The organism is Pseudomonas brassicacearum subsp. brassicacearum, assembly GCF_008801605.1.
Lineage (GTDB): Bacteria > Pseudomonadota > Gammaproteobacteria > Pseudomonadales > Pseudomonadaceae > Aquipseudomonas > Aquipseudomonas brassicacearum.
The window spans coordinates 35,959-58,117 of record NZ_VZPJ01000022.1; the positions used below are offsets into that span (position 1 = coordinate 35,959).

General features: G+C 61.6%; 18 protein-coding genes. 13 read left to right on the forward strand and 5 right to left on the reverse strand.

Annotated features, from left to right (window positions below; all coding sequences use genetic code 11):
* Positions 1 to 75: 75 nt before the first annotated feature.
* From rsmA to F7R20_RS29925, 4 genes are read right to left on the reverse strand one after another with little or no spacing between them, the layout of a single operon-like run.
* On the reverse strand, positions 76 to 894 hold the full coding sequence (rsmA, locus tag F7R20_RS29910; RefSeq protein ID WP_003206170.1) for a 16S rRNA (adenine(1518)-N(6)/adenine(1519)-N(6))-dimethyltransferase RsmA: 819 nt from the start codon (positions 892 to 894) through the stop codon (positions 76 to 78).
* Positions 891 to 1,880: a 4-hydroxythreonine-4-phosphate dehydrogenase PdxA gene (gene pdxA, locus F7R20_RS29915; RefSeq protein WP_003206168.1), complete on the reverse strand. Its 990-nt coding sequence runs from the start codon at positions 1,878 to 1,880 to the stop codon at positions 891 to 893. Before pdxA ends, rsmA begins: the two co-directional genes overlap by 4 nt.
* Complete coding sequence (gene surA / locus F7R20_RS29920; protein ID WP_013694355.1) at positions 1,877 to 3,193, reverse strand: peptidylprolyl isomerase SurA; 1,317 nt, start codon at positions 3,191 to 3,193, stop codon at positions 1,877 to 1,879. The genes pdxA and surA overlap by 4 nt, the downstream gene beginning before the upstream one ends.
* Positions 3,174 to 5,972, reverse strand: coding sequence for an LPS-assembly protein LptD (locus tag F7R20_RS29925; protein ID WP_003206165.1), 2,799 nt, complete (start codon positions 5,970 to 5,972; stop codon positions 3,174 to 3,176). The genes surA and F7R20_RS29925 overlap by 20 nt, the downstream gene beginning before the upstream one ends.
* Before the next feature lie 130 nt (positions 5,973 to 6,102).
* Here F7R20_RS29925 and F7R20_RS29930 point away from each other — a divergent pair, with 130 nt between their 5' ends.
* Genes F7R20_RS29930 through F7R20_RS29940 form a run of 3 tightly spaced genes read left to right on the forward strand, consistent with a single transcriptional unit; the run spans position 6,103 to position 8,565 of the window.
* Complete coding sequence (locus F7R20_RS29930) at positions 6,103 to 7,128, forward strand: aminoglycoside phosphotransferase family protein (RefSeq protein WP_003206163.1); 1,026 nt, start codon at positions 6,103 to 6,105, stop codon at positions 7,126 to 7,128.
* Complete coding sequence (murU, locus tag F7R20_RS29935; RefSeq protein WP_003206162.1) at positions 7,125 to 7,796, forward strand: N-acetylmuramate alpha-1-phosphate uridylyltransferase MurU; 672 nt, start codon at positions 7,125 to 7,127, stop codon at positions 7,794 to 7,796. Before F7R20_RS29930 ends, murU begins: the two co-directional genes overlap by 4 nt.
* Position 7,797: 1 nt before the next feature.
* Positions 7,798 to 8,565, forward strand: coding sequence for a TerB family tellurite resistance protein (locus F7R20_RS29940; RefSeq protein ID WP_003206161.1), 768 nt, complete (start codon positions 7,798 to 7,800; stop codon positions 8,563 to 8,565).
* 74 nt (positions 8,566 to 8,639) lie between these two features.
* Here the strand turns inward: F7R20_RS29940 and F7R20_RS29945 are convergent, their stop codons facing one another.
* Complete coding sequence (locus F7R20_RS29945; RefSeq protein ID WP_003206158.1) at positions 8,640 to 9,632, reverse strand: alpha/beta hydrolase family protein; 993 nt, start codon at positions 9,630 to 9,632, stop codon at positions 8,640 to 8,642.
* A 74-nt stretch (positions 9,633 to 9,706) separates the two neighbouring features.
* On the opposite strand from F7R20_RS29945, the gene F7R20_RS29950 reads away from it, so the two are divergent.
* The 10 genes from F7R20_RS29950 to trpE all read left to right on the forward strand — a co-directional run bounded on the left by F7R20_RS29950 (position 9,707) and on the right by trpE (position 22,127).
* Positions 9,707 to 12,103: a PAS domain-containing sensor histidine kinase gene (locus F7R20_RS29950; protein WP_033028154.1), complete on the forward strand. Its 2,397-nt coding sequence runs from the start codon at positions 9,707 to 9,709 to the stop codon at positions 12,101 to 12,103.
* A 122-nt stretch (positions 12,104 to 12,225) separates the two neighbouring features.
* Positions 12,226 to 12,855: a response regulator gene (locus F7R20_RS29955; RefSeq protein ID WP_003206156.1), complete on the forward strand. Its 630-nt coding sequence runs from the start codon at positions 12,226 to 12,228 to the stop codon at positions 12,853 to 12,855.
* Positions 12,856 to 13,135: 280 nt separating this feature from the next.
* Positions 13,136 to 14,260: an ABC transporter ATP-binding protein gene (locus F7R20_RS29960; RefSeq protein ID WP_003206154.1), complete on the forward strand. Its 1,125-nt coding sequence runs from the start codon at positions 13,136 to 13,138 to the stop codon at positions 14,258 to 14,260.
* A 49-nt stretch (positions 14,261 to 14,309) separates the two neighbouring features.
* A complete protein-coding gene (locus F7R20_RS29965) occupies positions 14,310 to 15,353 on the forward strand; it encodes an ABC transporter substrate-binding protein (protein WP_003206153.1) in 1,044 nt (347 codons plus the stop codon).
* A 204-nt stretch (positions 15,354 to 15,557) separates the two neighbouring features.
* A complete protein-coding gene (locus F7R20_RS29970) occupies positions 15,558 to 16,805 on the forward strand; it encodes an ABC transporter permease (protein ID WP_003206151.1) in 1,248 nt (415 codons plus the stop codon).
* Positions 16,806 to 16,818: 13 nt separating this feature from the next.
* Positions 16,819 to 17,643 (forward strand): ABC transporter permease, encoded by an 825-nt coding sequence (locus F7R20_RS29975; protein WP_003206148.1) that lies wholly within the window; start codon positions 16,819 to 16,821, stop codon positions 17,641 to 17,643.
* A gap of 215 nt (positions 17,644 to 17,858) precedes the next feature.
* Positions 17,859 to 19,007 carry an iron-containing alcohol dehydrogenase gene (locus F7R20_RS29980; RefSeq protein ID WP_003206146.1) on the forward strand — a complete coding sequence of 383 codons (1,149 nt, stop codon included), beginning with the start codon at positions 17,859 to 17,861 and terminating at the stop codon, positions 19,005 to 19,007.
* 78 nt (positions 19,008 to 19,085) lie between these two features.
* Positions 19,086 to 19,760: a ribulose-phosphate 3-epimerase gene (gene rpe, locus F7R20_RS29985; RefSeq protein WP_003206143.1), complete on the forward strand. Its 675-nt coding sequence runs from the start codon at positions 19,086 to 19,088 to the stop codon at positions 19,758 to 19,760.
* Positions 19,757 to 20,575 (forward strand): phosphoglycolate phosphatase, encoded by an 819-nt coding sequence (locus F7R20_RS29990; protein ID WP_003206141.1) that lies wholly within the window; start codon positions 19,757 to 19,759, stop codon positions 20,573 to 20,575. Before rpe ends, F7R20_RS29990 begins: the two co-directional genes overlap by 4 nt.
* Positions 20,576 to 20,645: 70 nt before the next feature.
* Positions 20,646 to 22,127, forward strand: a complete 1,482-nt coding sequence (gene trpE, locus F7R20_RS29995; protein ID WP_003206140.1) for an anthranilate synthase component I — start codon at positions 20,646 to 20,648, stop codon at positions 22,125 to 22,127.
* The last annotated feature ends 32 nt before the right edge of the window (positions 22,128 to 22,159 follow it).

Sequence of the window (22,159 nt, forward strand, 5' to 3'; positions counted from 1 at the left end):
TCAAGAGTTCAGTCTAGGCCAAGTATCGGGTAGTAGACCAGACTAGCGTACTGCCCGATAGCGCTCGTCACCGGTTCAGTTGGCGTCGACTTGCGGGGCGGCTTGTTCACTGAGTTTGTCGGCCAGGCGCACGAACGCTGCCAGGTCCAACTGCTCGGGGCGCAGGCTGCCATCGACGCCAGCGGCTTCGATTTCGGCGCTGCTGAGCAGCAGTTTCAAGGTGTTGCGCAAGGTTTTGCGGCGCTGGTTGAATGCTTCGCGCACCACCCGCTCCAGCAGGCGATGATCCTTGGCCGGGTGCGGCAGGACGGCGTGGGGCACCAGGCGGACAATGGCCGAGTCGACTTTCGGCGGCGGGTTGAATGCACCCGGGCCTACGTTGAACAGGTGTTCGACCCGGCAATGGTACTGGACCATGATCGACAGGCGACCCCAGTCACCACCGCCAGGGCCGGCGGCGAGGCGCTCGACCACTTCTTTTTGCAGCATGAAGTGCATGTCGCGGATCAGGCCGGCGTTGCTCAGCAGGTGGAAGATCAGCGGCGTGGAGATGTTGTACGGCAGGTTTCCTACCACCCGCAGGCTGTTCGGCGCGGCGTTCAGGCTATTGAAGTCGAACTTCAGCGCGTCGCCCTGATGCAGGCTGAAATTGCTCCGGCCGGCGAACTGCTGGTTGAGGATCGGCACCAGGTCCTTGTCCAGTTCCACCACGTCCAGTTGCGCGCCGCTGTCGAGCAGGCCCTCGGTCAGGGCGCCCTGGCCCGGGCCGATTTCCAGCAGGCGGTCGTCGGGCTTGGCCCGGATCGAGCGCAGGATGCGATCGATCACGCCGGCGTCATGCAGGAAGTTCTGGCCGAAACGCTTGCGCGCGCGGTGTTGGTATTGCTCGGTCATAAATGGGTCTCGGCCATCTGGTAGGCGGTTTCCAGCGCGACTTGCAGGCTGCCGGTATCGATCTTGCCGCTGCCGGCCAGGTCCAGGGCGGTGCCATGGTCCACGGAGGTGCGGATGATCGGCAGGCCCAATGTCACGTTGACCGCCGCGCCAAAGCCTTTGTACTTCAGTACGGGCAGGCCTTGGTCGTGGTACATCGCCAGCACCGCGTCGCAGTGCTCCAGATATTTTGGGGTAAACAGAGTGTCGGCAGGCAACGGGCCACGCAGGTCCATGCCCTCGCTGCGCAAGCGCTCCAAGGTGGGTTCGATGATGTCGATTTCTTCACGGCCCAGGTGTCCGCCTTCACCGGCATGGGGATTGAGCCCACAGACGAGGATGCGTGGCTGGGCGATGCCGAATTTTTCCTGCAGGTCGGCGTGCAGGATGCGCGTGACCCGCTCCAGGCGTTGCGCGGTGATAGCGTCGGCGATGTCCCGCAAGGGCAGGTGAGTGGTCACCAGGGCCACTCGCAAGCCGCGGGTGGCGAGCATCATCACCACTTGCGCGGTGTGGGTCAGTTCAGCCAGGAATTCGGTGTGCCCGGAAAAGGCAATCCCGGATTCGTTGATCACGCCTTTGTGCACGGGGGCGGTGATCATGCCGGCGAACGCCCCGTCCAGGCAGCCTTGGCCGGCGCGGGTCAGGGTCTCGAGGACGAACGCGGCGTTGGCCTTGTCCAACTGCCCGGTGACGACCGGAGCGCCCAGGGGCGTATCCCAGACATACAGGCTGTTGGCGGGCGCCGGGACGTCCGGCCAGGCCTGCGGTGTCACGGGCAACAGGTTGACGACCAGCCCCAGTTGCGCGGCCCGCTCAAGGAGCAGGTCGCGACTGGTGATGGCAATCAGGGGATGTGGCTGGGCTTGCGAGGCGAGCAGCAGGCACAGGTCGGGACCGATGCCGGCTGGTTCGCCGGGGGTCAGCGCGAAACGCTTGGGTTTCACTGCGCTGCCTGGTCTGCACCAGGAAGTTTGATTTCAACGTAGGCTTCGTCGCGAATCTGACGCAGCCAGGTTTGCAGCTCTTCGTCGTATTTGCGGTTGCGCAAGACAGTCATTGCTTGCTGTTCGCGAGCCTGGGTGGTGCTGTCAGTGGCGCGACGGCCAAGGACTTCCAGCACGTGCCAGCCATAAGGGCTCTTGAACGGTTTGGACAGTTGGCCTTGCGGCGTGTCGGCCATGACCTGGCGGAACTCGGGAACCAGTGCATTCGGGTCAACCCAGTTCAGGTCGCCACCGTTGAGAGCCGAGCCCGGGTCTTCCGAGAAGCTCTTCGCCAGTTCAGCGAAGTCTTCGCCCGCTTCGATGCGGTCGTAGAGTTTCTCCGCCAGGCGCTTGGTCTCGGCTTCGCTGCGAATCTCGCTTGGCTTGATCAGGATGTGGCGAACATGCACTTCGTCACGGACCTGGGTTCCACCACCGCGCTTCTCCAGCACTTTCAGGATGATGAAGCCGCCTGGCGTACGAGCTGGCTGGGTGATATCGCCCACGGCCATGGCGCTCAGTTCGCGGTCGAACGGAGGCGGCAGTTGAGCGGGCTTGCGCCAGCCCATGTCACCGCCTTCCAGGGCGTTGTCGCTGCCCGACTTGGCAATGGCCATCTGACCGAAATCAGCGCCTTGCTTGAGCTGCTGGTAGACATCCATCGCCTGGCGATAAGCGCTCTGGATCGCTTCGGAGTTGGCGCTTTCCGGGGTCGGAATCAGGATGTTCGCCAGGTGCAGTTCTTCGGAAAGCTGCATCTTGCCCAGGTCCGAGGCGAGGAAGTTCTTCACTTCCTGTTCCGACACCTGGATGCGTTCGGCCACACGGCGCTGGCGCACACGGCTGATGACCATTTCACGGCGGATCTGATCGCGGGCGTCCTCGTAGGAGAGGCCGTCGCGGGCCAGGGCGGCGCGGAATTGGTCGATACTCATGTTATTGCGCTGGGCAATGGTGCCGACGGCCTGGTTCAGTTCTTCATCGGTGATGCGAATGCCGGAACGTTCGCCGATCTGCAACTGCAGGTTTTCGACGATCAGGCGTTCGAGCACTTGCTGGTCCAGTACGCCTGGTGGCGGCTGGCCACCGCCGCGCTTGGCAATGGTTTGCTGCACTTCATGGACGCGCTGGTCCAACTGGCTCTGCATGACCACGTCGTTGTCGACGATGGCCACCACTTTATCGATGGACTGTACCGCGGCGTTGGCCGCGGTACCCAGGAACAGCGCGCCCAGCATCAGCGGGCGCAGACAATCAGAAAGCTTGGTCTTCACGTTCACGATAACCTTGGATGCCTTTGTCGAGGAAGCTCTCTACCTTGGCGCCGGTGAGGCCGCCGAGTCCCTTCAGAACAATTTGGAGGAAGACGCCGTGGTCGCCTTTTTCGTTTTCCGGGGCGGCCTGACTGAACTCTTCATAGTCGACCCAGTAACGGTTGATCAGGCGCAGTTTCCAGCAGCAGTTGTCATATTCGAAACCACCGAAGGCTTCCAGGGTGCGGTTGCGGTTGTAGTCATACTGCCAGCGGCTGATTACGTTCCACTGCGGCACGATCGGCCAGATGACCGAGAAGTCGTGCTGCTTGATCTTGTAGTAATCCTTCACGTAGCCAGGTGTGCCTGGCGTGCCGTAGTCGCCACCGCCCACTTGCCATTGGCCAGTGGTTTCATCGTAGCGGACCAGGTCGTTGCGATAGCGATAGCCAGCGTTGATGACCTTGTTCGGGTTGTCTTCGGGCTGGTAGTGAAACATCGCGCTGCCCGAACGGGGGCTATGGGTATCCGGATCCCAGTTGTAGTTGGCGGTGGTGCGCCAATCGCGGTTCCAGCGGTACTCGTATTCCAGTGCGTACGGGGAAACGTTCGACTTGGCGTCTTCACGTGTCTTGAAGTCGATGCTTGGCAGCTGGACTTCGCGATCCTTGAAGTACAGGGCCTGGCCGACGCTGATGCGCTGGCGCTCGAAACCGTTTTCTTCGATCCAGCGGCTGGTTACGCCCAGGGACAGCTTGTTCTCGTCGCCGACGCGGTCAGAGCCGGTAAAGCGGTTGTCCCGAAACAGCGAGGAGTAGCTGAAGGTCGATTCGCTGGTATCGAAAACCGGGATATCGCTCTGATCCTTTTCCGGTACGTAGAGGTAGAACAGGCGTGGTTCCAGGGTCTGGCGATAGTTGGTGCCGAACCATTGGGTATTCCGATCAAAATACAAGCCGCTGTCGATGCTGGCGATCGGAATGCCGCGACTCTGGTTGCTGCTATAAGTGCCCTGCAGGCGATCGGCCTCGGCGCTCTGTGCCGCAATTTGCGATTTGCCTCTGCCATCCAGATCCAGGTCATATTGGGTGTACTGGTATTTCAAGGATGGCTTGATGTAGCCGTAGCTCGCCTCCATCGGCAAGCTCATGACCGGAGCCAAATTCAGGCGGTTGCCGTTCGCTCGCGCAAGGCCGCGGATGTTGTTGTCCAGCCACGGCGATGTAACGCCTTCGTCGTTGCTGTACAGGCCATTTCTCAAGTTGCGATCAAATCGGACCAGTTCTGTTTGGTAAGCGAAATCCAGGCCATATGGATGCTGTGGCAACGCACCGTTGAAAGTGATCTGCGGCAAACGATCATAGGGCGTGATCTTGGAAATCGTCGCCATCTGGTAAGCCTGGGCATTCAAGCGGGCAACGTAGTTGTCCCCCCGATAGCTGATGGCCCCTTGCTGGTTCACATAATCCCTGGATTCGACACCGATCTGGTCGGTCTGCAAATCCTGGAAGTAGTAAGGATCGCTGATCTTGGTGTAGTCGACTTCCGTCAGCACGCGCGAGTCGAGACCGCCTTTGTGTTGCCAGTTGTACATGTAGCGGGTCTTGCTGTAATCGGACTGCTTGGCGCGTTCGTCTTCTTCGTCGTTGAGGTACGCCGCGCCGAACTGACCTTCGCTGGACTTGGTCAGGTAGCGGAACTCGCCTTCCATCAGCATGCCACGCTTGCTCATGTAGCGCGGGTACAACGTGGCATCGTAGTTTGGCGCCAGGTTGAAGTAGTACGGGGTGACCAGCAGGAAACCGGTGTCGCTGCCGCTGCCGATGGTCGGCGGCAGGAAGCCGGACTGGCGACGGTCGTCGATCGGGAAATAAATATAAGGCGTGTACAGGACTGGAATGTCCTTGACCCGCAGCGTCACGTTGGTCGCGGTACCGAAGCCGGTGGCCGGGTTCAGGGTGATGTTGTTGCCCTTGAGCGTCCAGGCGTTGCTGTTCGGTTCGCACGTGGTGTACGTACCGTCCTTGAGACGGATGATCGCGTTCTCGGCGCGCTTGGCGTACAGCGCGTTACCGCGGATGCGCGACTTGTGCATCACGTATTCGGCGTTGTCGACCTTGGCTTCGCCGGTGTCCAGCTGTACATCGGCGTGGTCGCCGACGATCAGTGCTCCGTTGTCGCGAACCCGCACGTTGCCGCTCAGCTCGCCACGATTTTCGGCCTGGTACAGGCTGGCCTCGTCGGCCTCGACCTGCATGCTGCCCTGGCGCATGACCACGTCACCGGCCAGGGTCGCCACCTGTTCTTCCTGCTGATAGCGTGAAGCCTTGGCGCCGAGGAAGGTGGGGGCGTCGCTCTTGGCCGTCTTGTCGTTCATGCCAGGACGGGTCGGCTCGATATAGGCACCCGAGCAGTAAGGCCCGGTTTCAGCCAATTGCGCAGGGGTGAGGTTCTCTCGTGGAACCCAATCCAGGTGACTGTAGTCTGCACTGCGCGACTTCAGGCCACGGCCCTTGGCTTCGGTAACGAGCATCGGCTTTTCGCCGGCTTCCTCGCCCGAGCTGCTGTCGGCCGGAGCCGCGCCGCTGTCGGAAACCGCACTGCCGTCATGCACGGGACGCGGCGGCAACGCGGCGGCCGGTGTCTTGGGCGCACAGTCCCAGGCACCCGAAGCGGAGACGGAGCAGTCATACTGCTGCGCCGCGACGACGAATGAAGAGGCCAGGGGTTGCAGGGCCAGCAGACTGCCGGTAACCAGCAACGGAAATTTTTTACGAAACGCGGGGGATTTCAATGCCATCTTATTAGTCCGGGCTTCCTGCGTGCCATCTGCCCGCGGTGTGGGCCGCACGCCTCTCGATGGTCTGAAAAAGATGCTGGATAATAAAGCATGACCCGCTTGACGGCTAGCGCCGTCGGAGACCCTTGCAATGCCCGACCAAGATGTACGCTTGCAACACCTGAAAGTTTGGCTCGATGAACAACTGCCGATCCTTTTCACTCAACAGGACTGGGGCGCCGTCCCCCCGGCCACGTTGACCGCCGCCAGCAGCGACGCGAGTTTCCGGCGTTATTTCCGCTGGGAAGGCGAGGGTCGCAGTTTGATCGTAATGGATGCGCCACCGCCCCAGGAAAACTGCAAACCCTTCGTGGATATTGCTTTTCTGCTGGCGAAATCCGGCATTAACGTGCCAAAAATTTATGCCGAAGACCTCGAACGCGGCTTTCTTTTGCTCAATGACTTGGGCAACCAGACCTATCTGGACGTGATCAACGGCGAAAATGCCGACGATTTGTTCCGCGATGCCCTGCAAGCCTTGCTGGCTTTCCAGCAATTGCCGATGGTTGCGCCGTTGCCGAGCTACGATGTCGCGTTGCTGCGTCGGGAGCTGGAATTGTTCCCCGAGTGGTACGTCAAGCGCGAGCTGGGTATCGAATTGGATTCGGCTCAGCAGCAACTCTGGCAGCAGGCCAGCGAGCTGCTGATCGACAGCGCCCTGGCCCAGCCCAAAGTGCTGGTGCACCGCGACTACATGCCGCGCAACCTGATGCTCAGCGTGCCGAACCCCGGCGTGCTGGATTTTCAGGATGCGGTCTATGGCCCCGTCACCTACGACGTGACCTGCTTGTTCAAGGACGCCTTCCTCAGTTGGCCCGAGGCACGTGTGCGCGGCTGGCTGGAGAGTTACTGGCAGCAGGCCGGCGCCCTCGGCATTCCCGTCCAGCCGGACTTCGAGGACTTCCTGCGGGCCAGCGACTTGATGGGCGTGCAGCGCCATCTCAAGGTCATCGGGATATTCGCGCGCATTTGTCATCGTGATGGCAAGCCACGCTACCTCGGTGATGTGCCGCGCTTCTTTGCTTATATAGAAGCGGTCATTGCCCGTCGTCCGGAACTGGCACCGCTCGATGAACTGCTGGGCAGCCTGCGGCAATCGGCCGGAGCAACGGCATGAAGGCGATGATTCTGGCGGCGGGCAAGGGCGAGCGCATGCGGCCCTTGACCCTTACCACGCCAAAGCCGTTGATTCGCGTCGGTGGTGTTCCCTTGATCGAATACCACCTGCGGGCGCTGGCCAGGGCCGGGTTCACCGAGATCGTGATCAATCACGCCTGGCTCGGTCAGCAGATCGAAGATCACCTGGGGGATGGTTCACGGTTTGGCGTGAGTATTCGGTTTTCCCCTGAGGGCGAGCCGCTGGAAACCGGCGGTGGAATCTTCCGGGCCTTGCCGCTGCTGGGCGACGAAGCGTTTGTGGTGGTGAACGGCGATGTCTGGACCGACTACGACTTCAGCGCTTTGCGCCGGCCGCTCGAAGGGGTCGCGCACCTGGTGCTCGTCGATAATCCCGAGCATCACCCGGACGGCGATTTCGTCCTGGTCGACGGAAAGGTTCACGATAGGCACGCGCCTGCCGACAACCTGACCTATAGCGGCATCGCCGTCCTGCATCCGCGGTTGTTCGATGGTTGCTCGGACGGTGCGTTCAAGCTCGCACCGCTGTTGCGCGCGGCCATGGCCGAGGGGTGCGTCAGTGGCGAGCACCTCAAAGGGCATTGGGTCGATGTCGGCACCCATGAGCGTTTGGCGCAGGTCGAAACCTTGATAGAAGCGAGCGGTTGATATGTGGTGGCCAGGGACTCTGATTGGAGCCGGGGCGGGCTTTGCCATAGCCAGCATTCCGGGGGCCATGCTTGGGGCATTGTTGGGACAGGCGCTGGATCGACGCCTGAATCTGCAGGGCTGGGCGCAGGTACGTGAGCGCCTGGGTGGACGCCCGGCGTTGCGCAACGATGAGTTGTTGTTTGTATTGCTGGGGCGGCTGGCGAAAAGCGATGGCCGCGTGGTCGATGGCCACATCCAGCAGGCTCGCCAGGAAATGCGTGCACTGGACTTGAGCGAGTCGGCGCAACGCCGGGCGATCGCAGCATTCAACCGGGGTAAATCCGGGAATGATCGCTTGCGCGGTTACATGCGCCGCCTGGCTGTCCAGCCGCATGCGGCTGAAGGGGTATTGCGCGCGTGTTGGCGGATGGTCTGGGCCGATGGCCGTGCCGGAGTCAGCGAGCGAGAACTGGTGGCCCAGTGGGGGCGCTGGTTGGGCTGGACGCCGCAACAGGTTCAGGCGCTGGCGGCTGATTACGAGCCGCAGAAACTGTCGCGGCCCAACAGCGGGGTGACCTATCAGGAAGCCTTGCGCTTGCTGGGGGTTTCGGCCACCAGCGAACCGTCACAGATCAAGCGCGCTTACCGACGCCTGCTCAGTCGTCATCATCCGGACAAGATTGCCGGCAGCGGGGCAACGCCCTTGCAGGTGCGTGAAGCCACCGACAAAACCCGGGAACTGCATAACGCCTATCGACTGATTCGGGAACGACGGGATTTTCGCTAGCCACACGGGGAGCAATTGTGGCGGGGGGATAAATCCCTAGCCACAACAGTGCTTCACTTGGGTATGAGTCAGCCTTACTCCCCCGCTTTCTGCGGATTCAACCAACCCCGAACCCGACGAAACAGCTGCTCCTGCTCCGCCGCCGGGTTCGGCAGGGCCTTGAGGGACACCTGGCTGAAGGTCGAGCCTTTCAAGCGTTTGCTCGCCTGCAAGCGCTCCAGCGCCGCGTTGCGATCCAGCGGCTTGTCCATGTAGAAAATGTCGGCGGTCGCCAGTTTCAAGGTCGAGGTCAGTTCGGCCAGGGCCGGCTTGGCGGTGGTTGGGGTCTGGGCGGCCACCATCACGAAGCGTTCGACCTGCGAGGGCTGCTTTTCACTCAAGTAACGCGCCGCCCAATAGGCGCCAGTGCCATGGCCCAGCAGCACGATGCGGCGTGCGCTTTGCTGTTCGGCGTAGGCCAGTGCTGCATCGATACGGGCGAAGATGCGCTCGGCGTCGGCCTTGGCATGTTCTTCATCGGTTTGGGCGACGACAGGATCTGCCGCATCGGCTTCGCCGCCTGCGACCTGTTCGATCGGCGCCGCCGTGGTGGCGTCCGGTGCTGCGGCAGCGGTATCGGTCGGCTTGGTCTCGGGCGGTGCTTCCACCACGCGTGGTGCAATGACGTCGCTTTGCAAGTCCGGCAGGGTGATACTCAGGCTGCTCCACTCAACATCGGGCAATTTTTTACGTAACGGGCCGATAGCTTGAGGCCAGTCAGCTGTTTCGCCAGCACCGGGGATTATGATGACTGCGCCCCTGGGGTCGCTGGTATTGGCCGGTTTCCACAGTGCCAGGAAGGCATCGCTGCCGGTCTGTAACTGTTGTTGTTCCTGGGCCGGGACTTTTCGCTCAAGTGCGGTCGCTTCTTCCAGGCTACGTTCGAGCAAGGGTTGGCGCTCGACGGGTTTTTCCTCGGCAGGTTGCTGCGCGGCGGGCGCCGTTTCGCTGGCCTGTACAGAAAATGCACTTGGCAGGATCAGCGACAGGCACAATGCTGGCAACGCCAGGCGATAAACAGAGGGCATCGGATATTCCATGACCAGAAGTATTTCCGGCAGCCTAATGGGTTGGTCAGTATTTGTCAGTGCATGAGACTTCGATGATGCGTTTTTGCTGCCTGTGGGTTATCGGCTGTTTATGGCTTCCCTTGATGGCGTGGGCCGCGCCCGCGCCGTCGGCGCACGGGGTGCAATTGAATGCAGGGCAGCGCCAGTGGTTGGTGCAACATCCGCAATGGCGGGTCGGCCTGGTATTACAGGCGCCCTATGCCCAATACGACCGGCGCCTGCAGCGTTTGTCTGGCACTAACGTCGAGTTGATGCAATGGTTGGGCAAGGCGTTGAACGTCGAACTCACCTGGCGCAACTTCCAGGACCTGGCACAACTGGAAGCAGCGGTGCGTGCCGGCGAGGTGGACGTTGCTCCGGGCCTGACCCAATCCCCGGGCGGACTCAAGCTCTGGCAGTTTTCCGACCCCTACATGCGCGTGCCGCAATTGATCGTCGGCGCGCAGAAGGGCGCCGAAGGGGTGGAGTTGGAAAAAATCGACACCCAGGCCCGGGTCGCGGTGCGCATGCCCAGCGCGACGGCCGATTACCTGCGCAGCAACTACCCGGCGCTGAATCTGCAAGGTGTACCGATGGAGCGCGAGGCCCTGCAATTATTGCTGACCCAGCAGGCTCGATACGCGGTGGTCGACGAGGCACAGCTCGGGCGGCTGATGGTCGAGCCCGAATTCGCCGAGTTGGCGGTGGTGGGCGACATCGGCCTGCCGCAGTTGCTGCGGGTTGCCACGCGCCGGGACTGGCCGGAACTGGCCGAGATCATCGACAGCGGATTGCAGGCGATCCCGGCCAAGGAGCTGGAGCAACTGCACAGCCGTTGGCTCAAGCCAAAATATCCACGCCTGACCGAGACCCCGGGCTTCTGGCAGAACTTGACCCTATTGATTCTGGCCCTGCTGCTCAGCAGCGTCGCCATCGTCTTCTGGCAGCGCCGCCAGCAACGCGCACTGGAGCGCCGTTTGCGTGCCGCGAGGGAGGACATCGCCCAGCGTACTGCCAGCGAGGAAGCCTTGCGCCTGACGCAGTTTTCCATCGATCAAAGTACGGTCGGCATCCTCTGGGTCAATTGGGACAGCCACGTGCGTTATGCCAACCGAGCGGCTGAAACCATGCTTGGCTACGCCTCGGGCGCCATCATCGACCGCCCTTTGATCGACTTCGAGCCGGGCTTGCACATGGATCGCTGGCTGAATCTGTGGAAGCGCGCCCGGGCCAGTGAAGAGGGGCCGCAGAGTTTCGAAACCGAATGCGTGCGAGCCGATGGCAGCATCTTGCCGGCTGACGTTTCCCTGAGCTTCCTGCGTTTTCGCGACGCCGAATACCTGGTGGTCTACCTCAACGACGTGACCGAGCGCCGACGTGCCCTGGCGGCGTTACGCGAAAGTGAAGCGCGCTTGCAAGGCATCGCCGCCAACGTGCCGGGCCTGGTCTTTCGCCTGGAGCGGGCGCCGGTGACCGGCCAGATCGACTTTGCCTACATCAGCGAAGGCAGCGAAAGCCTGGTGGGTTATTCCCCTGCAACCCTGGCCCGCAGCGATACCGGGCTGCGCAGCCTGGTGCACCCGCAGGACAAGGCCGATTACCACCGCACTCAGGACCAGGCGCTGGACACCGACAGTGACTGGTCATGGCAGGGCCGCATCCTGACCCGCGAAGGCCAGGAGCGCTGGGCCGAGATCAAGGCGATCACCCGCCGTCTCGAAGATGGCGCTTATGTCTGGGACGGAATTGTCTGGGACATCACTGAAAGCAAGCGCATCGAGCTGGAGCTGGCCAGCTCCCGGGAACAGTTGCGCGAATTGTCGGCGCACTTGGAAAGCGTGCGGGAAGAGGAAAAGGCGCGTATTGCCCGGGAAGTCCACGACGAGCTGGGCCAAATGTTGACGGTGTTGAAGCTAGAAACATCCATGTGTGAATTGGCCTACGCACAACTCGACCCAGGCCTGCATGAGCGACTTAACAGCATGAAGCGCCTGATTGCCCAGTTGTTCCAACTGGTGCGGGACGTGGCGACGGCGTTGCGCCCGCCGATTCTGGATGCTGGCATTGCCTCGGCCATCGAATGGCAGGCTCGGCGTTTCGAGGCGCGAACGCAGATTCCATGCCTGGTGCAGGTGCCGGACAATCTGCCGGCCCTGAGTGACGCCAAGGCCATTGGCCTGTTCCGGATTCTCCAGGAAGCGCTGACCAACGTGATGCGCCATGCCCAAGCGCATACTGTAGAGCTGACGCTGGTTCAGGAGGGCGACGAATTGTGCCTGACCGTCAGCGACGACGGTGTAGGATTTATTGCCGATACGGGTCGGCCAACCTCCTTTGGCCTGGTCGGCATGCGTGAACGGGTGTTGATCATGGGCGGGCAATTGTCCCTGGAGAGTGAGCCGGGGGAGGGGACGACCCTGTCGGTGCGGGTGCCGTTGCATGGGGCCTGATGGGTGGGTTGCCTGGGTGGGCCCAATCGCGAGCAAGCTCGCTCCCACATTGATTGAGATGTACACATACACCCTGTGGGAGCGAGCTTGCTCGCGATGAGATCCTGAATCTGGAGAACAACGTGATCCGTGTACTGGTAGCCGAAGACCACACCATCGTCCGTGAAGGCATCAAGCAGTTGATCGGCCTGGCCAAGGATCTGGTGGTGGTGGGGGAGGCGAGCAATGGCGAACAGTTGCTCGAGACCTTGCGCCACGTGCCCTGCGAAGTGGTGCTGCTGGACATTTCCATGCCAGGCGTCAACGGCCTGGAGGCGATCCCACGGATCCGGGCGCTGAACAATCCGCCGGCCATCCTGGTGCTGTCGATGCATGACGAAGCGCAAATGGCCGCCCGCGCCCTGAAGGTCGGCGCCGCCGGCTACGCGACCAAGGACAGCGACCCGGCCCTGCTGCTCATGGCGATTCGCAAGGTCGCGGCCGGCGGACGCTATATCGACCCGGACCTGGCCGACCGCATGGTCTTTGAGGTCGGCCTGACCGACACGCGACCGCTGCACTCGCTGCTGTCCGAGCGTGAATTCTCAGTCTTCGAACGCCTGGCCCAGGGCGCCAACGTCAACGACATAGCCCAGCAACTGGCCCTGAGCAGCAAGACCATCAGCACCCACAAGGCACGGCTGATGCAGAAGCTCAACATCACCTCATTGGCAGAGCTGGTGAAATATGCGATGGAGCACAAGCTGCTCTAAGACTCGCAATTTTCCCCTGTGGGAGCGAGCTTGCTCCCACAGGGGAAATGTGTCGGCATATCCATTTGCGACACGCCCCAATAGCGCTTTTGCCCCTACTTGCGGCGTGCCGCTGCCAACTGCCCACCGTCCTTATCCAATCCCGCCATCCCTGTAGGGCAATCCCTACCCCGACTCTTCCATCCCGCTGAGGTGATTCTCTCCTGCGTCCCGATTTGCGCGGGCCCCAGGCTCCACTAGGCTTGACTCACAAGCAGTCATCAATACAAAAGGTGCGGGTATGAGCCAGGTCGATTCAAGCGCGGGGGCCAGTGATGTGCTGGTCAGCTTTCGTGGTGTGCAAAAGAGCTACGACGGCGAGAACCTGATCGTCAAAGACCTCAACCTGGATATTCGCAAAGGCGAATTCCTGACCCTGCTCGGGCCTTCCGGCTCCGGCAAGACCACCAGCCTGATGATGCTGGCCGGGTTTGAAACCCCAACCGCCGGCGAGATCCTGCTGGCCGGGCGCTCGATCAACAATGTGCCACCGCACAAGCGCGACATCGGCATGGTGTTCCAGAACTACGCCTTGTTTCCTCACATGACCGTCGCCGAGAACCTGGCGTTCCCGCTGACGGTGCGGGGCCTGAACAAGAGCGACGTGAGTGATCGGGTCAAGCGCGTCTTGAGCATGGTCCAGCTGGACAGCTTCGCCCAACGCTACCCGGCGCAATTGTCCGGCGGCCAGCAACAACGGGTGGCCCTGGCCCGGGCGCTGGTATTCGAGCCGCAGCTGGTGCTGATGGACGAACCCCTGGGTGCGCTGGACAAGCAATTGCGCGAGCACATGCAGATGGAAATCAAACACCTGCACCAGCGCCTGGGCGTGACCGTGGTCTATGTGACCCACGACCAGGGCGAAGCCCTGACCATGTCCGACCGTGTGGCGGTGTTCCACCAGGGCGAGATCCAGCAGATCGCCCCGCCGCGCACCCTTTATGAAGAGCCGAAAAACACCTTTGTCGCCAACTTCATCGGTGAGAACAACCGCCTTAACGGCCGCCTGCACAGCCAAACCGGCGAGCGCTGCCTGGTGGAGCTGGGGCGTGGTGAGAAGGTCGAGGCACTGGCGGTGAATGTCGGCAAGCCAGGCGAGCCGGTGACTCTGTCGATCCGCCCGGAACGGGTGAGCCTCAACGGCGCAAGCGAACAATGTGTCAACCGCTTCTCAGGGAGGGTGGCGGAATTCATCTATCTGGGCGACCACGTCCGGGTTCGCCTGGAAGTCTGCGGCAAGAACGACTTCTTTGTGAAACAACCGATTGCCGAGCTCGATCCCGGGCTCGCCGTCGGGGACGTGGTTCCGCTTGGCTGGCAAGTCGAGCATGTGCGTGCGCTCGATCCCCTTCTAGAGGCGAATTGATCGCCCCCTGCTGTACCAACACCAACCCTGCACGTGGAGAGAACAATAAATGTTGAGATCCCTGAAGTTCACAGCCCTGACACTGGGCATGATGGGTGCGGCAAGCGCGATGGCGGCGGGCCCGGACCTGACCGTGGTGTCTTTCGGCGGGGCGAACAAGGCGGCTCAGGTCAAAGCCTTCTACGCACCGTGGGAAGCGGCCGGCAATGGCAAGATCGTGGCTGGCGAGTACAACGGTGAAATGGCCAAGGTCAAGGCCATGGTCGATACCAAGAGCGTTTCCTGGGATTTGGTAGAAGTCGAGTCCCCGGAATTGTCCCGTGGTTGTGACGAAGACATGTTCGAACAACTCGATCCGGCCCTGTTCGGCAAGGCCGAAGACTACGTCAAGGGTGCTATCCAGCCTTGCGGCGTGGGCTTCTTCGTGTGGTCGACCGTGCTGGCCTACAACGCCGACAAACTCAAGACCGCGCCGACCAGTTGGGCTGACTTCTGGGACACCAAGCAATTCCCAGGCAAGCGCGGCCTGCGCAAAGGCGCCAAGTACACCCTGGAATTCGCCCTGATGGCCGATGGCGTAGCGCCGAAAGACGTCTACAAAGTGCTGGCTGGCAAAGACGGCCAGGACCGTGCGTTCAAGAAGCTCGATGAGCTCAAGCCGAACATCCAGTGGTGGGAAGCTGGCGCCCAGCCACCGCAGTACCTGGCTTCCGGTGACGTGGTCATGAGCTCGGCCTACAACGGCCGGATCGCCGCGGTACAGAAAGAAAGCAACCTGAAAGTGGTGTGGAACGGCGGCATCTATGACTTCGACGCTTGGGCCATCCCACGCGGCCTGGACAAGACCCGCGCCGAAGCGGCGAAGAAATTCATCGCCTTCTCGGTGGCGCCGCAGCAGCAGAAGACCTACTCGGAAAACATCGCCTACGGTCCGGCCAATACCCAGGCTGTACCGTTGCTGGCCAAGGATGTCCTGAAAGACATGCCAACCACCCCGGAAAACATCGCCAACCAGGTGCAGATCGACGTCAGCTTCTGGGCTGACAACGGTGAGCAACTGGAGCAGCGCTTCAACTCCTGGGCTGCGAAGTAACCCGACGGTCTGAAACCGGATGAGATCCATGTGGGAGCGAGCTTGCTCGCGATAGCGGTCTGTCAGGCACATCAATACTTGAATGTGCCGCAGCCATCGCGAGCAAGCTCGCTCCCACAGGTTCTTCCATCGACCCGGGTGTTTCAAAAGAACAGAGGCGGCCCGCCGCCCCTGTAACGATCAAAAAGATTTGCGGAGTTCGCCATGGCCATCGCCGTTCCACTGAACGCGGGCACCAGCCCCACCCTCAAGCAACGGCTCAAGCACGCCGAGCGGATCAACCGCTGGAAGGCCCAGGCCTTGATTGCGCCGCTGGTGCTGTTTCTGTTGCTGGTGTTCCTGGTGCCGATCGTGGCGCTGCTGTTCAAAAGCGTCAGCAACCCGGAAGTGGTGGGCGCCATGCCGCGTACGGTCACCGCCGTCGCTGCCTGGGACGGACGTGGTTTGCCGGGCGAGCCGGTGTACAAGGCTGCCAGTGAAGACCTGGCCGAAGCCCGCAAGAATCAGACCCTGGGCGACTTGTCCAAGCGCCTGAACATGGAATTGGCCGGCTATCGCAGCCTGCTGACCAAGACTGCTCGGGCGTTGCCGTTTGCCACCGAGCCGGCTTCCTATAAAGAAGCCTTGGAAAACCTCGATGAGCGTTGGGGCGACCCGGCGTACTGGCAGGTGATCCGCCGCAACACCAGCAACGTCACCCCGTATTACCTGCTGGCGGCCGTCGATCACCGCATCGATGACCTCGGCGAACTGGCCACGGCCACCCCGGACCAGGCGATCTACCTCGACATCTTTACCCGGACCTTCTGGATGGGCCTGGTGATCACCGCTATCTGCCTGGTGCTGGCCTATCCGTTGGCCTACCTGCTGGCGAACCTGCCTTCGCGCCAGAGCAACCTGCTGATGATCCTGGTGCTGCTGCCGTTCTGGACCTCGATCCTGGTACGTGTCGCCGCATGGATCGTGTTGCTGCAGTCCGGTGGCCTGATCAACAGTGCGCTGATGGCCATGGGCGTCATCGATAAGCCCCTGGAACTGGTGTTCAACCGCACCGGTGTGTACATCTCCATGGTCCACATCCTGCTGCCGTTCATGATCCTGCCGATCTACAGCGTGATGAAGGGCATCTCGCCAACCTATATGCGTGCGGCGATTTCCCTGGGCTGCCACCCGTTCGCCAGTTTCTGGCGGGTGTACTTCCCGCAGACCTATGCCGGGGTCGGTGCCGGTTGCCTGTTGGTGTTCATCCTTGCCATCGGCTACTACATCACGCCGGCGCTGCTGGGCAGCCCGAACGATCAGATGGTCAGCTACTTCGTCGCGTTCTACACCAACACCAGCATCAACTGGGGCATGGCCACGGCGCTCGGCGGGCTGCTGTTGCTGGCGACCATCGTGCTTTATCTGATTTACAGCTGGCTGGTGGGCGCCAGCCGCCTGCGCCTGAGCTAAGGGGAGATCGAAAATGGTGAGTCCTTACATGTCCCCCGTCGAGCGGGTGTGGTTCTACTGCTTGCGCACACTCTGCGGGCTGATTCTGTTGTTCCTGATCCTGCCGGTGCTGGTGATCATTCCACTGTCGTTCAACTCCGGCAGTTTCCTGGTGTACCCGCTGCAGGGCTTTTCGCTGCAGTGGTACCACGATTTCTTCGCCTCGGCCGAATGGATGCGGGCGCTGAAAAACAGCATCATCGTGGCCCCGGCGGCGACGTTGCTGGCGATGGTCTTCGGCACGCTCGCGGCCATCGGCCTGACCCGTGGTGACTTCCCAGGCAAGGCGTTGGTGATGGCCCTGGTGATTTCGCCAATGGTGGTGCCGGTGGTGATCATTGGCGTAGCCAGCTACCTGTTTTTCGCACCGCTGGGGCTGGGCAACAGCTTCTTCTCGCTGATCGTGGTCCATGCCGTGCTGGGTGTACCGTTCGTGATCATCACGGTGTCGGCGACCCTGCAGGGGTTCAACCACAACCTGGTTCGGGCCGCCGCCAGCCTTGGGGCTTCGCCACTGACGGCGTTTCGTCGGGTGACCCTGCCGTTGATCGCCCCGGGCGTGATCTCCGGCGCACTGTTCGCCTTCGCGACGTCGTTCGATGAAGTAGTGGTGACCCTGTTCCTGGCCGGCCCCGAGCAGGCAACCCTGCCACGGCAGATGTTCAGCGGCATCCGCGAAAACCTCAGCCCTACCATCGCCGCTGCGGCAACGCTGCTGATTGCCTTCTCGGTGATCCTGTTGCTGACCCTGGAGTGGTTGCGTGGGCGTAGCGAGAAGCTGCGTACTACCCAAGCCTGACGCCCAAGCAAAAACAGTGTGGGAGCGAGCTTGCTCGCGATAGCGGTGATACATTCAAAACAGAAGTTGAATGTTGATCCGCTATCGCGAGCAAGCTCGCTCCCACAGGGGCCTCATCCACAGGTTCCTTATCGCATTCATACGCTGAATGGCAGACAACCCTCAATACCGAGCTATCCTTGTGCCAGCCCATACTCGAATAAGAGGCCGCGCACATGAGTCTTTCCTCATTCAAGATCGCCCATAAACTGATCACCGGTGCCGCTGCCATCGAGCAACTGGCCGCGGAGTTGACGCGCCTGGACGTCGACAACCCGCTGATCGTGACCGATGCGGCGTTGGTTAAATCCGGCACCGTGGAACTGGCCCTGCAACATCTGGGCGGACGGGACTACGAGATTTTCGACCGGGTCATGCCGGACCCGGAAATCGCCATTGTCGAAGACTGCATGCAAGCCTATCGCGACGGTGGTCATGACGGCCTGATCGGTCTCGGGGGTGGCAGTGCCATCGACATCGCCAAGTGCGTGGGGGTCTATGCCGGTTACCACGGCGAGCTGCAGGATATGTTCGGTGTCGATCAGGTGCCGCGCAAAGGCCCGCCCATGATTGCCATCCCCACTACGGCCGGTACCGGTTCGGAAGTCACCAACGTGGCGATCCTCTCCGACAAGGCTGCGCAGCTGAAAAAAGGCATCGTCAGCGATTATCTGTTGCCGGACGTGGCGTTGGTCAGTCCGCAGATGACCCTCACATGCCCGCGCAGCGTCACGGCTGCCAGTGGCGTTGATGCGCTGGTACACGCCATCGAGGCCTACCTGTCGCTCAATGCTTCGCCAATCACCGATGCCCTGGCCATCGGCGCAATCAAGCTGATCACCCGCGCGCTGCCCAAGGCCTATGCCAACCCGGCTCACCTGCAAGCCCGCGAAGACATGGCCACGGCCAGCCTGATGGCCGGCATGGCGTTCGGCAATGCCGGGGTCGGGGCGGTGCATGCGCTGGCCTATCCGTTGGGCGGGCGCTTTCACGTGTCCCATGGCGTCGCCAACGCTTTGTTGCTGCCGTACGTCATGGCCTGGAACAAGATGGCCTGTGTCGAGCGCATGCGTGACATCGCCGAAGCCATGGGCCTCAAGACCGCGCACCTGAGTGATCTTGAAGCGGCCGACGAAGCCGTGGAGGCCATGGTTGCGTTGTGCGCCGCCGTGGAAATACCCAACGGCCTCAGCAGCCTGGGCGTGACCGAGGAGGTGATTCCATCCATGGCGGTGGAAGCGGCGGGAATAGAACGGCTGATGCGCAATAATCCGCGCAAACTGAGCGCCGCCGATATCGAGAAGATCTACCGCGCGGCGTATTGATCGATTGCCACGGTGGGCGCGCCAAATCTTGAGGTATACAATGCGCGCCATCGTGATTTCGCTCAAAACAGGTGCGTCATGCAGCCCTTCGCTATTGCTCCGTCGATTCTCTCCGCCGACTTCGCCCGCCTGGGCGAAGAAGTGGACAACGTTCTGGCCGCCGGCGCCGACATCGTGCACTTCGATGTCATGGACAACCACTACGTGCCCAACCTGACCATCGGCCCGATGGTCTGCGCGGCGCTGCGCAAGTACGGCATCACCGCGCCGATCGACGCGCACCTGATGGTCAGCCCGGTGGACCGTATTGTCGGTGACTTCATCGAAGCCGGTGCTACCTACATCACTTTCCACCCTGAAGCCACGCAGCACATCGACCGCTCCCTGCAGTTGATCCGCGAAGGCGGTTGCAAGGCCGGCCTGGTGTTCAACCCGGCCACGCCGCTGGACGTGCTCAAGTACGTGATGGACAAGGTCGACATGATCCTGTTGATGAGCGTCAACCCTGGCTTCGGTGGGCAGAAGTTCATCCCGGGTACGCTCGACAAGCTGCGCGAAGCCCGTGCGTTGATCGATGCCTCGGGCCGTGATATCCGCCTGGAAATCGACGGTGGCGTGAACGTGAAGAATATTCGTGAAATCGCCGCCGCCGGCGCCGACACGTTCGTCGCGGGTTCGGCGATCTTCAATGCACCGAACTACGAAGAGGTGATTGCACAAATGCGCGCCGAACTGGCCCTGGCGCGCCCATGAGCGGCTTCGAGCAGCTGTTCCCCGGCAGCTTGCCGCGTCTGGTGATGTTCGACCTCGATGGCACATTGGTCGATTCGGTCCCGGACCTCGCGGCGGCGGTGGACACGATGCTGCTCAAGCTTGGACGCCCGCCCGCCGGCCTCGATTCGGTACGCCACTGGGTCGGCAATGGCGCGCCGATGCTGGTGCGCCGGGCCCTGGCCAATGACATCGATGCCCGAGGTGTCGATGATGCCGAGGTCGAGCGGGCGCTGGAGTTGTTCAATGAAGCCTACGAAGACAATCACCAACTGACGGTGGTCTACCCCGGCGTGCGCTCCACCCTCAAGTGGCTGCAGAAGCAGGGCGTGGAAATGGCGCTGATTACCAACAAGCCGGAGCGCTTCGTTGCGCCGTTGCTGGACCAGATGAAGATCGGTCGCTATTTCCGCTGGATCATCGGTGGCGATACCTTACCGCAGAAAAAGCCTGACCCGGCCGCGCTGTTTTTCGTGATGAAAATGGCTAACATCCCGGCCTCCCAATCCCTGTTCGTCGGCGACTCGCGCAGCGATGTGCTGGCGGCGAAAGCGGCAGGGGTCAAATGCGTGGCGCTGAGTTACGGCTACAACCACGGCCGGCCAATCGCCGAAGAGTTTCCGACGCTGGTGATCGACGATTTGCGCCTGTTAATTCCCGGTTGCCTGGACCCGGCCGCTGAGATAACGTTGCCCGACGCTGTTCAATCCTCTTCTGGAAACGCCATCGTGGTGGTCACTCGCAAACTCTGGATGAAAGTCATGAAGGCCCTGGCCCGCTGGCGTTGGCGCACCTGACGTGATCCTGGCCGGTTATCCGGCGCGTTTGCATACCTGACTGTCAGCTCCTCTTGCCACGAGGCACCCCATGATCCGCGAAGAATTCCTGCGTCTAGCCGCTGCCGGCTACAACCGCATCCCCCTTGCCTGTGAAACCCTGGCTGACTTCGACACGCCGCTGTCGATCTACCTCAAGTTGGCCGACCAGCCCAACTCCTACTTGCTCGAATCGGTGCAGGGTGGCGAGAAATGGGGCCGTTATTCCATCATCGGCCTGCCGTGCCGCACGGTGCTGCGGGTCCATGACCATCGCATCAGCGTGACCCACGACGGTGTCGAAATCGAAAGCCTCGAAGTCGAAGACCCGCTGGCGTTCGTCGAAACCTTCAAGGCCCGCTATAACGTGCCGACCATTCCTGGCCTGCCGCGCTTCAACGGTGGCCTGGTGGGTTATTTCGGCTACGACTGCGTGCGCTACGTGGAAAAACGCCTGGGCACCTGCCCGAACCCTGATCCGCTGGGTGTGCCGGATATTTTGCTGATGGTGTCCGACGCGGTCGTTGTCTTTGACAACCTCGCCGGCAAGATGCACGCCATCGTCCTGGCCGATCCATCCCAGGAAGATGCCTACGAGCAAGGTCAACAAAGCCTGCAAGCATTGCTGGAAAAGTTACGTCAGCCGATCGCTCCGCGTCCCGGCCTGGACTTCAGCAAGCAGTCGGCGACCGACCCGGTATTCCGCTCCAGTTTTACCCAGGACGATTACGAAAGGGCCGTCGATACCATCAAGGAATACATCCTCGCCGGTGACTGCATGCAAGTCGTTCCGTCGCAACGGATGTCCATCGACTTCAAGGCAGCGCCCATCGATCTCTATCGGGCGCTGCGCTGTTTCAACCCGACGCCGTACATGTACTTCTTCAACTTCGGCGACTTCCATGTCGTGGGCAGCTCGCCGGAAGTGCTGGTGCGGGTCGAAGACAACCTGATCACCGTGCGGCCGATCGCCGGCACTCGCCCCCGTGGCGCCACGGAAGAAGCTGACCGGGCCTTGGAAGAGGACCTGCTGTCGGACGACAAGGAAATCGCCGAGCACCTGATGCTGATTGACCTGGGGCGCAACGACACTGGGCGGGTCTCGGAGATCGGCTCGGTGAAGCTCACCGAGAAGATGGTCATCGAGCGCTATTCCAACGTGATGCACATCGTCTCCAACGTCACCGGCCAATTGAAGGCCGGGCTGACGGCGATGGACGCCTTGCGGGCGATCCTGCCGGCGGGCACCTTGTCTGGCGCGCCGAAAATCCGCGCGATGGAAATCATCGACGAACTGGAGCCGGTCAAGCGGGGCGTGTACGGCGGGGCCGTGGGTTACTTCGCCTGGAACGGCAACATGGACACCGCCATTGCCATTCGCACCGCCGTCATCAAGAACGGTGAACTGCACGTGCAGGCCGGCGGCGGTATCGTCGCCGACTCGGTGCCGGCACTGGAATGGGAAGAGACCCTGAACAAGCGCCGGGCCATGTTCCGCGCGGTGGCGCTGGCCGAGCAGACCTCCAGCAACTGAAGTAACTCGATCAGGGTGGGAGCGAGCTTGCT

Excerpts from the sequence above, each read along its gene's own strand:
- F7R20_RS29940 (WP_003206161.1), top strand. The coding sequence starts at position 7,798 with ATGTGGTGGCCAGGGACTCTGATTGGAGCCGGGGCGGGCTTTGCCATA.
- rpe (WP_003206143.1), top strand. The coding sequence starts at position 19,086 with ATGCAGCCCTTCGCTATTGCTCCGTCGATTCTCTCCGCCGACTTCGCC.
- trpE (WP_003206140.1), top strand. The coding sequence starts at position 20,646 with ATGATCCGCGAAGAATTCCTGCGTCTAGCCGCTGCCGGCTACAACCGC.
- F7R20_RS29930 (WP_003206163.1), top strand. The coding sequence starts at position 6,103 with ATGCCCGACCAAGATGTACGCTTGCAACACCTGAAAGTTTGGCTCGAT.
- rsmA (WP_003206170.1), bottom strand. The coding sequence starts at position 894 with ATGACCGAGCAATACCAACACCGCGCGCGCAAGCGTTTCGGCCAGAAC.
- F7R20_RS29945 (WP_003206158.1), bottom strand. The coding sequence starts at position 9,632 with ATGCCCTCTGTTTATCGCCTGGCGTTGCCAGCATTGTGCCTGTCGCTG.
- F7R20_RS29950 (WP_033028154.1), top strand. The coding sequence starts at position 9,707 with ATGATGCGTTTTTGCTGCCTGTGGGTTATCGGCTGTTTATGGCTTCCC.
- F7R20_RS29925 (WP_003206165.1), bottom strand. The coding sequence starts at position 5,972 with ATGGCATTGAAATCCCCCGCGTTTCGTAAAAAATTTCCGTTGCTGGTT.
- F7R20_RS29965 (WP_003206153.1), top strand. The coding sequence starts at position 14,310 with ATGTTGAGATCCCTGAAGTTCACAGCCCTGACACTGGGCATGATGGGT.
- F7R20_RS29990 (WP_003206141.1), top strand. The coding sequence starts at position 19,757 with ATGAGCGGCTTCGAGCAGCTGTTCCCCGGCAGCTTGCCGCGTCTGGTG.
- F7R20_RS29970 (WP_003206151.1), top strand. The coding sequence starts at position 15,558 with ATGGCCATCGCCGTTCCACTGAACGCGGGCACCAGCCCCACCCTCAAG.
- F7R20_RS29980 (WP_003206146.1), top strand. The coding sequence starts at position 17,859 with ATGAGTCTTTCCTCATTCAAGATCGCCCATAAACTGATCACCGGTGCC.
- F7R20_RS29960 (WP_003206154.1), top strand. The coding sequence starts at position 13,136 with ATGAGCCAGGTCGATTCAAGCGCGGGGGCCAGTGATGTGCTGGTCAGC.
- F7R20_RS29975 (WP_003206148.1), top strand. The coding sequence starts at position 16,819 with ATGGTGAGTCCTTACATGTCCCCCGTCGAGCGGGTGTGGTTCTACTGC.
- murU (WP_003206162.1), top strand. The coding sequence starts at position 7,125 with ATGAAGGCGATGATTCTGGCGGCGGGCAAGGGCGAGCGCATGCGGCCC.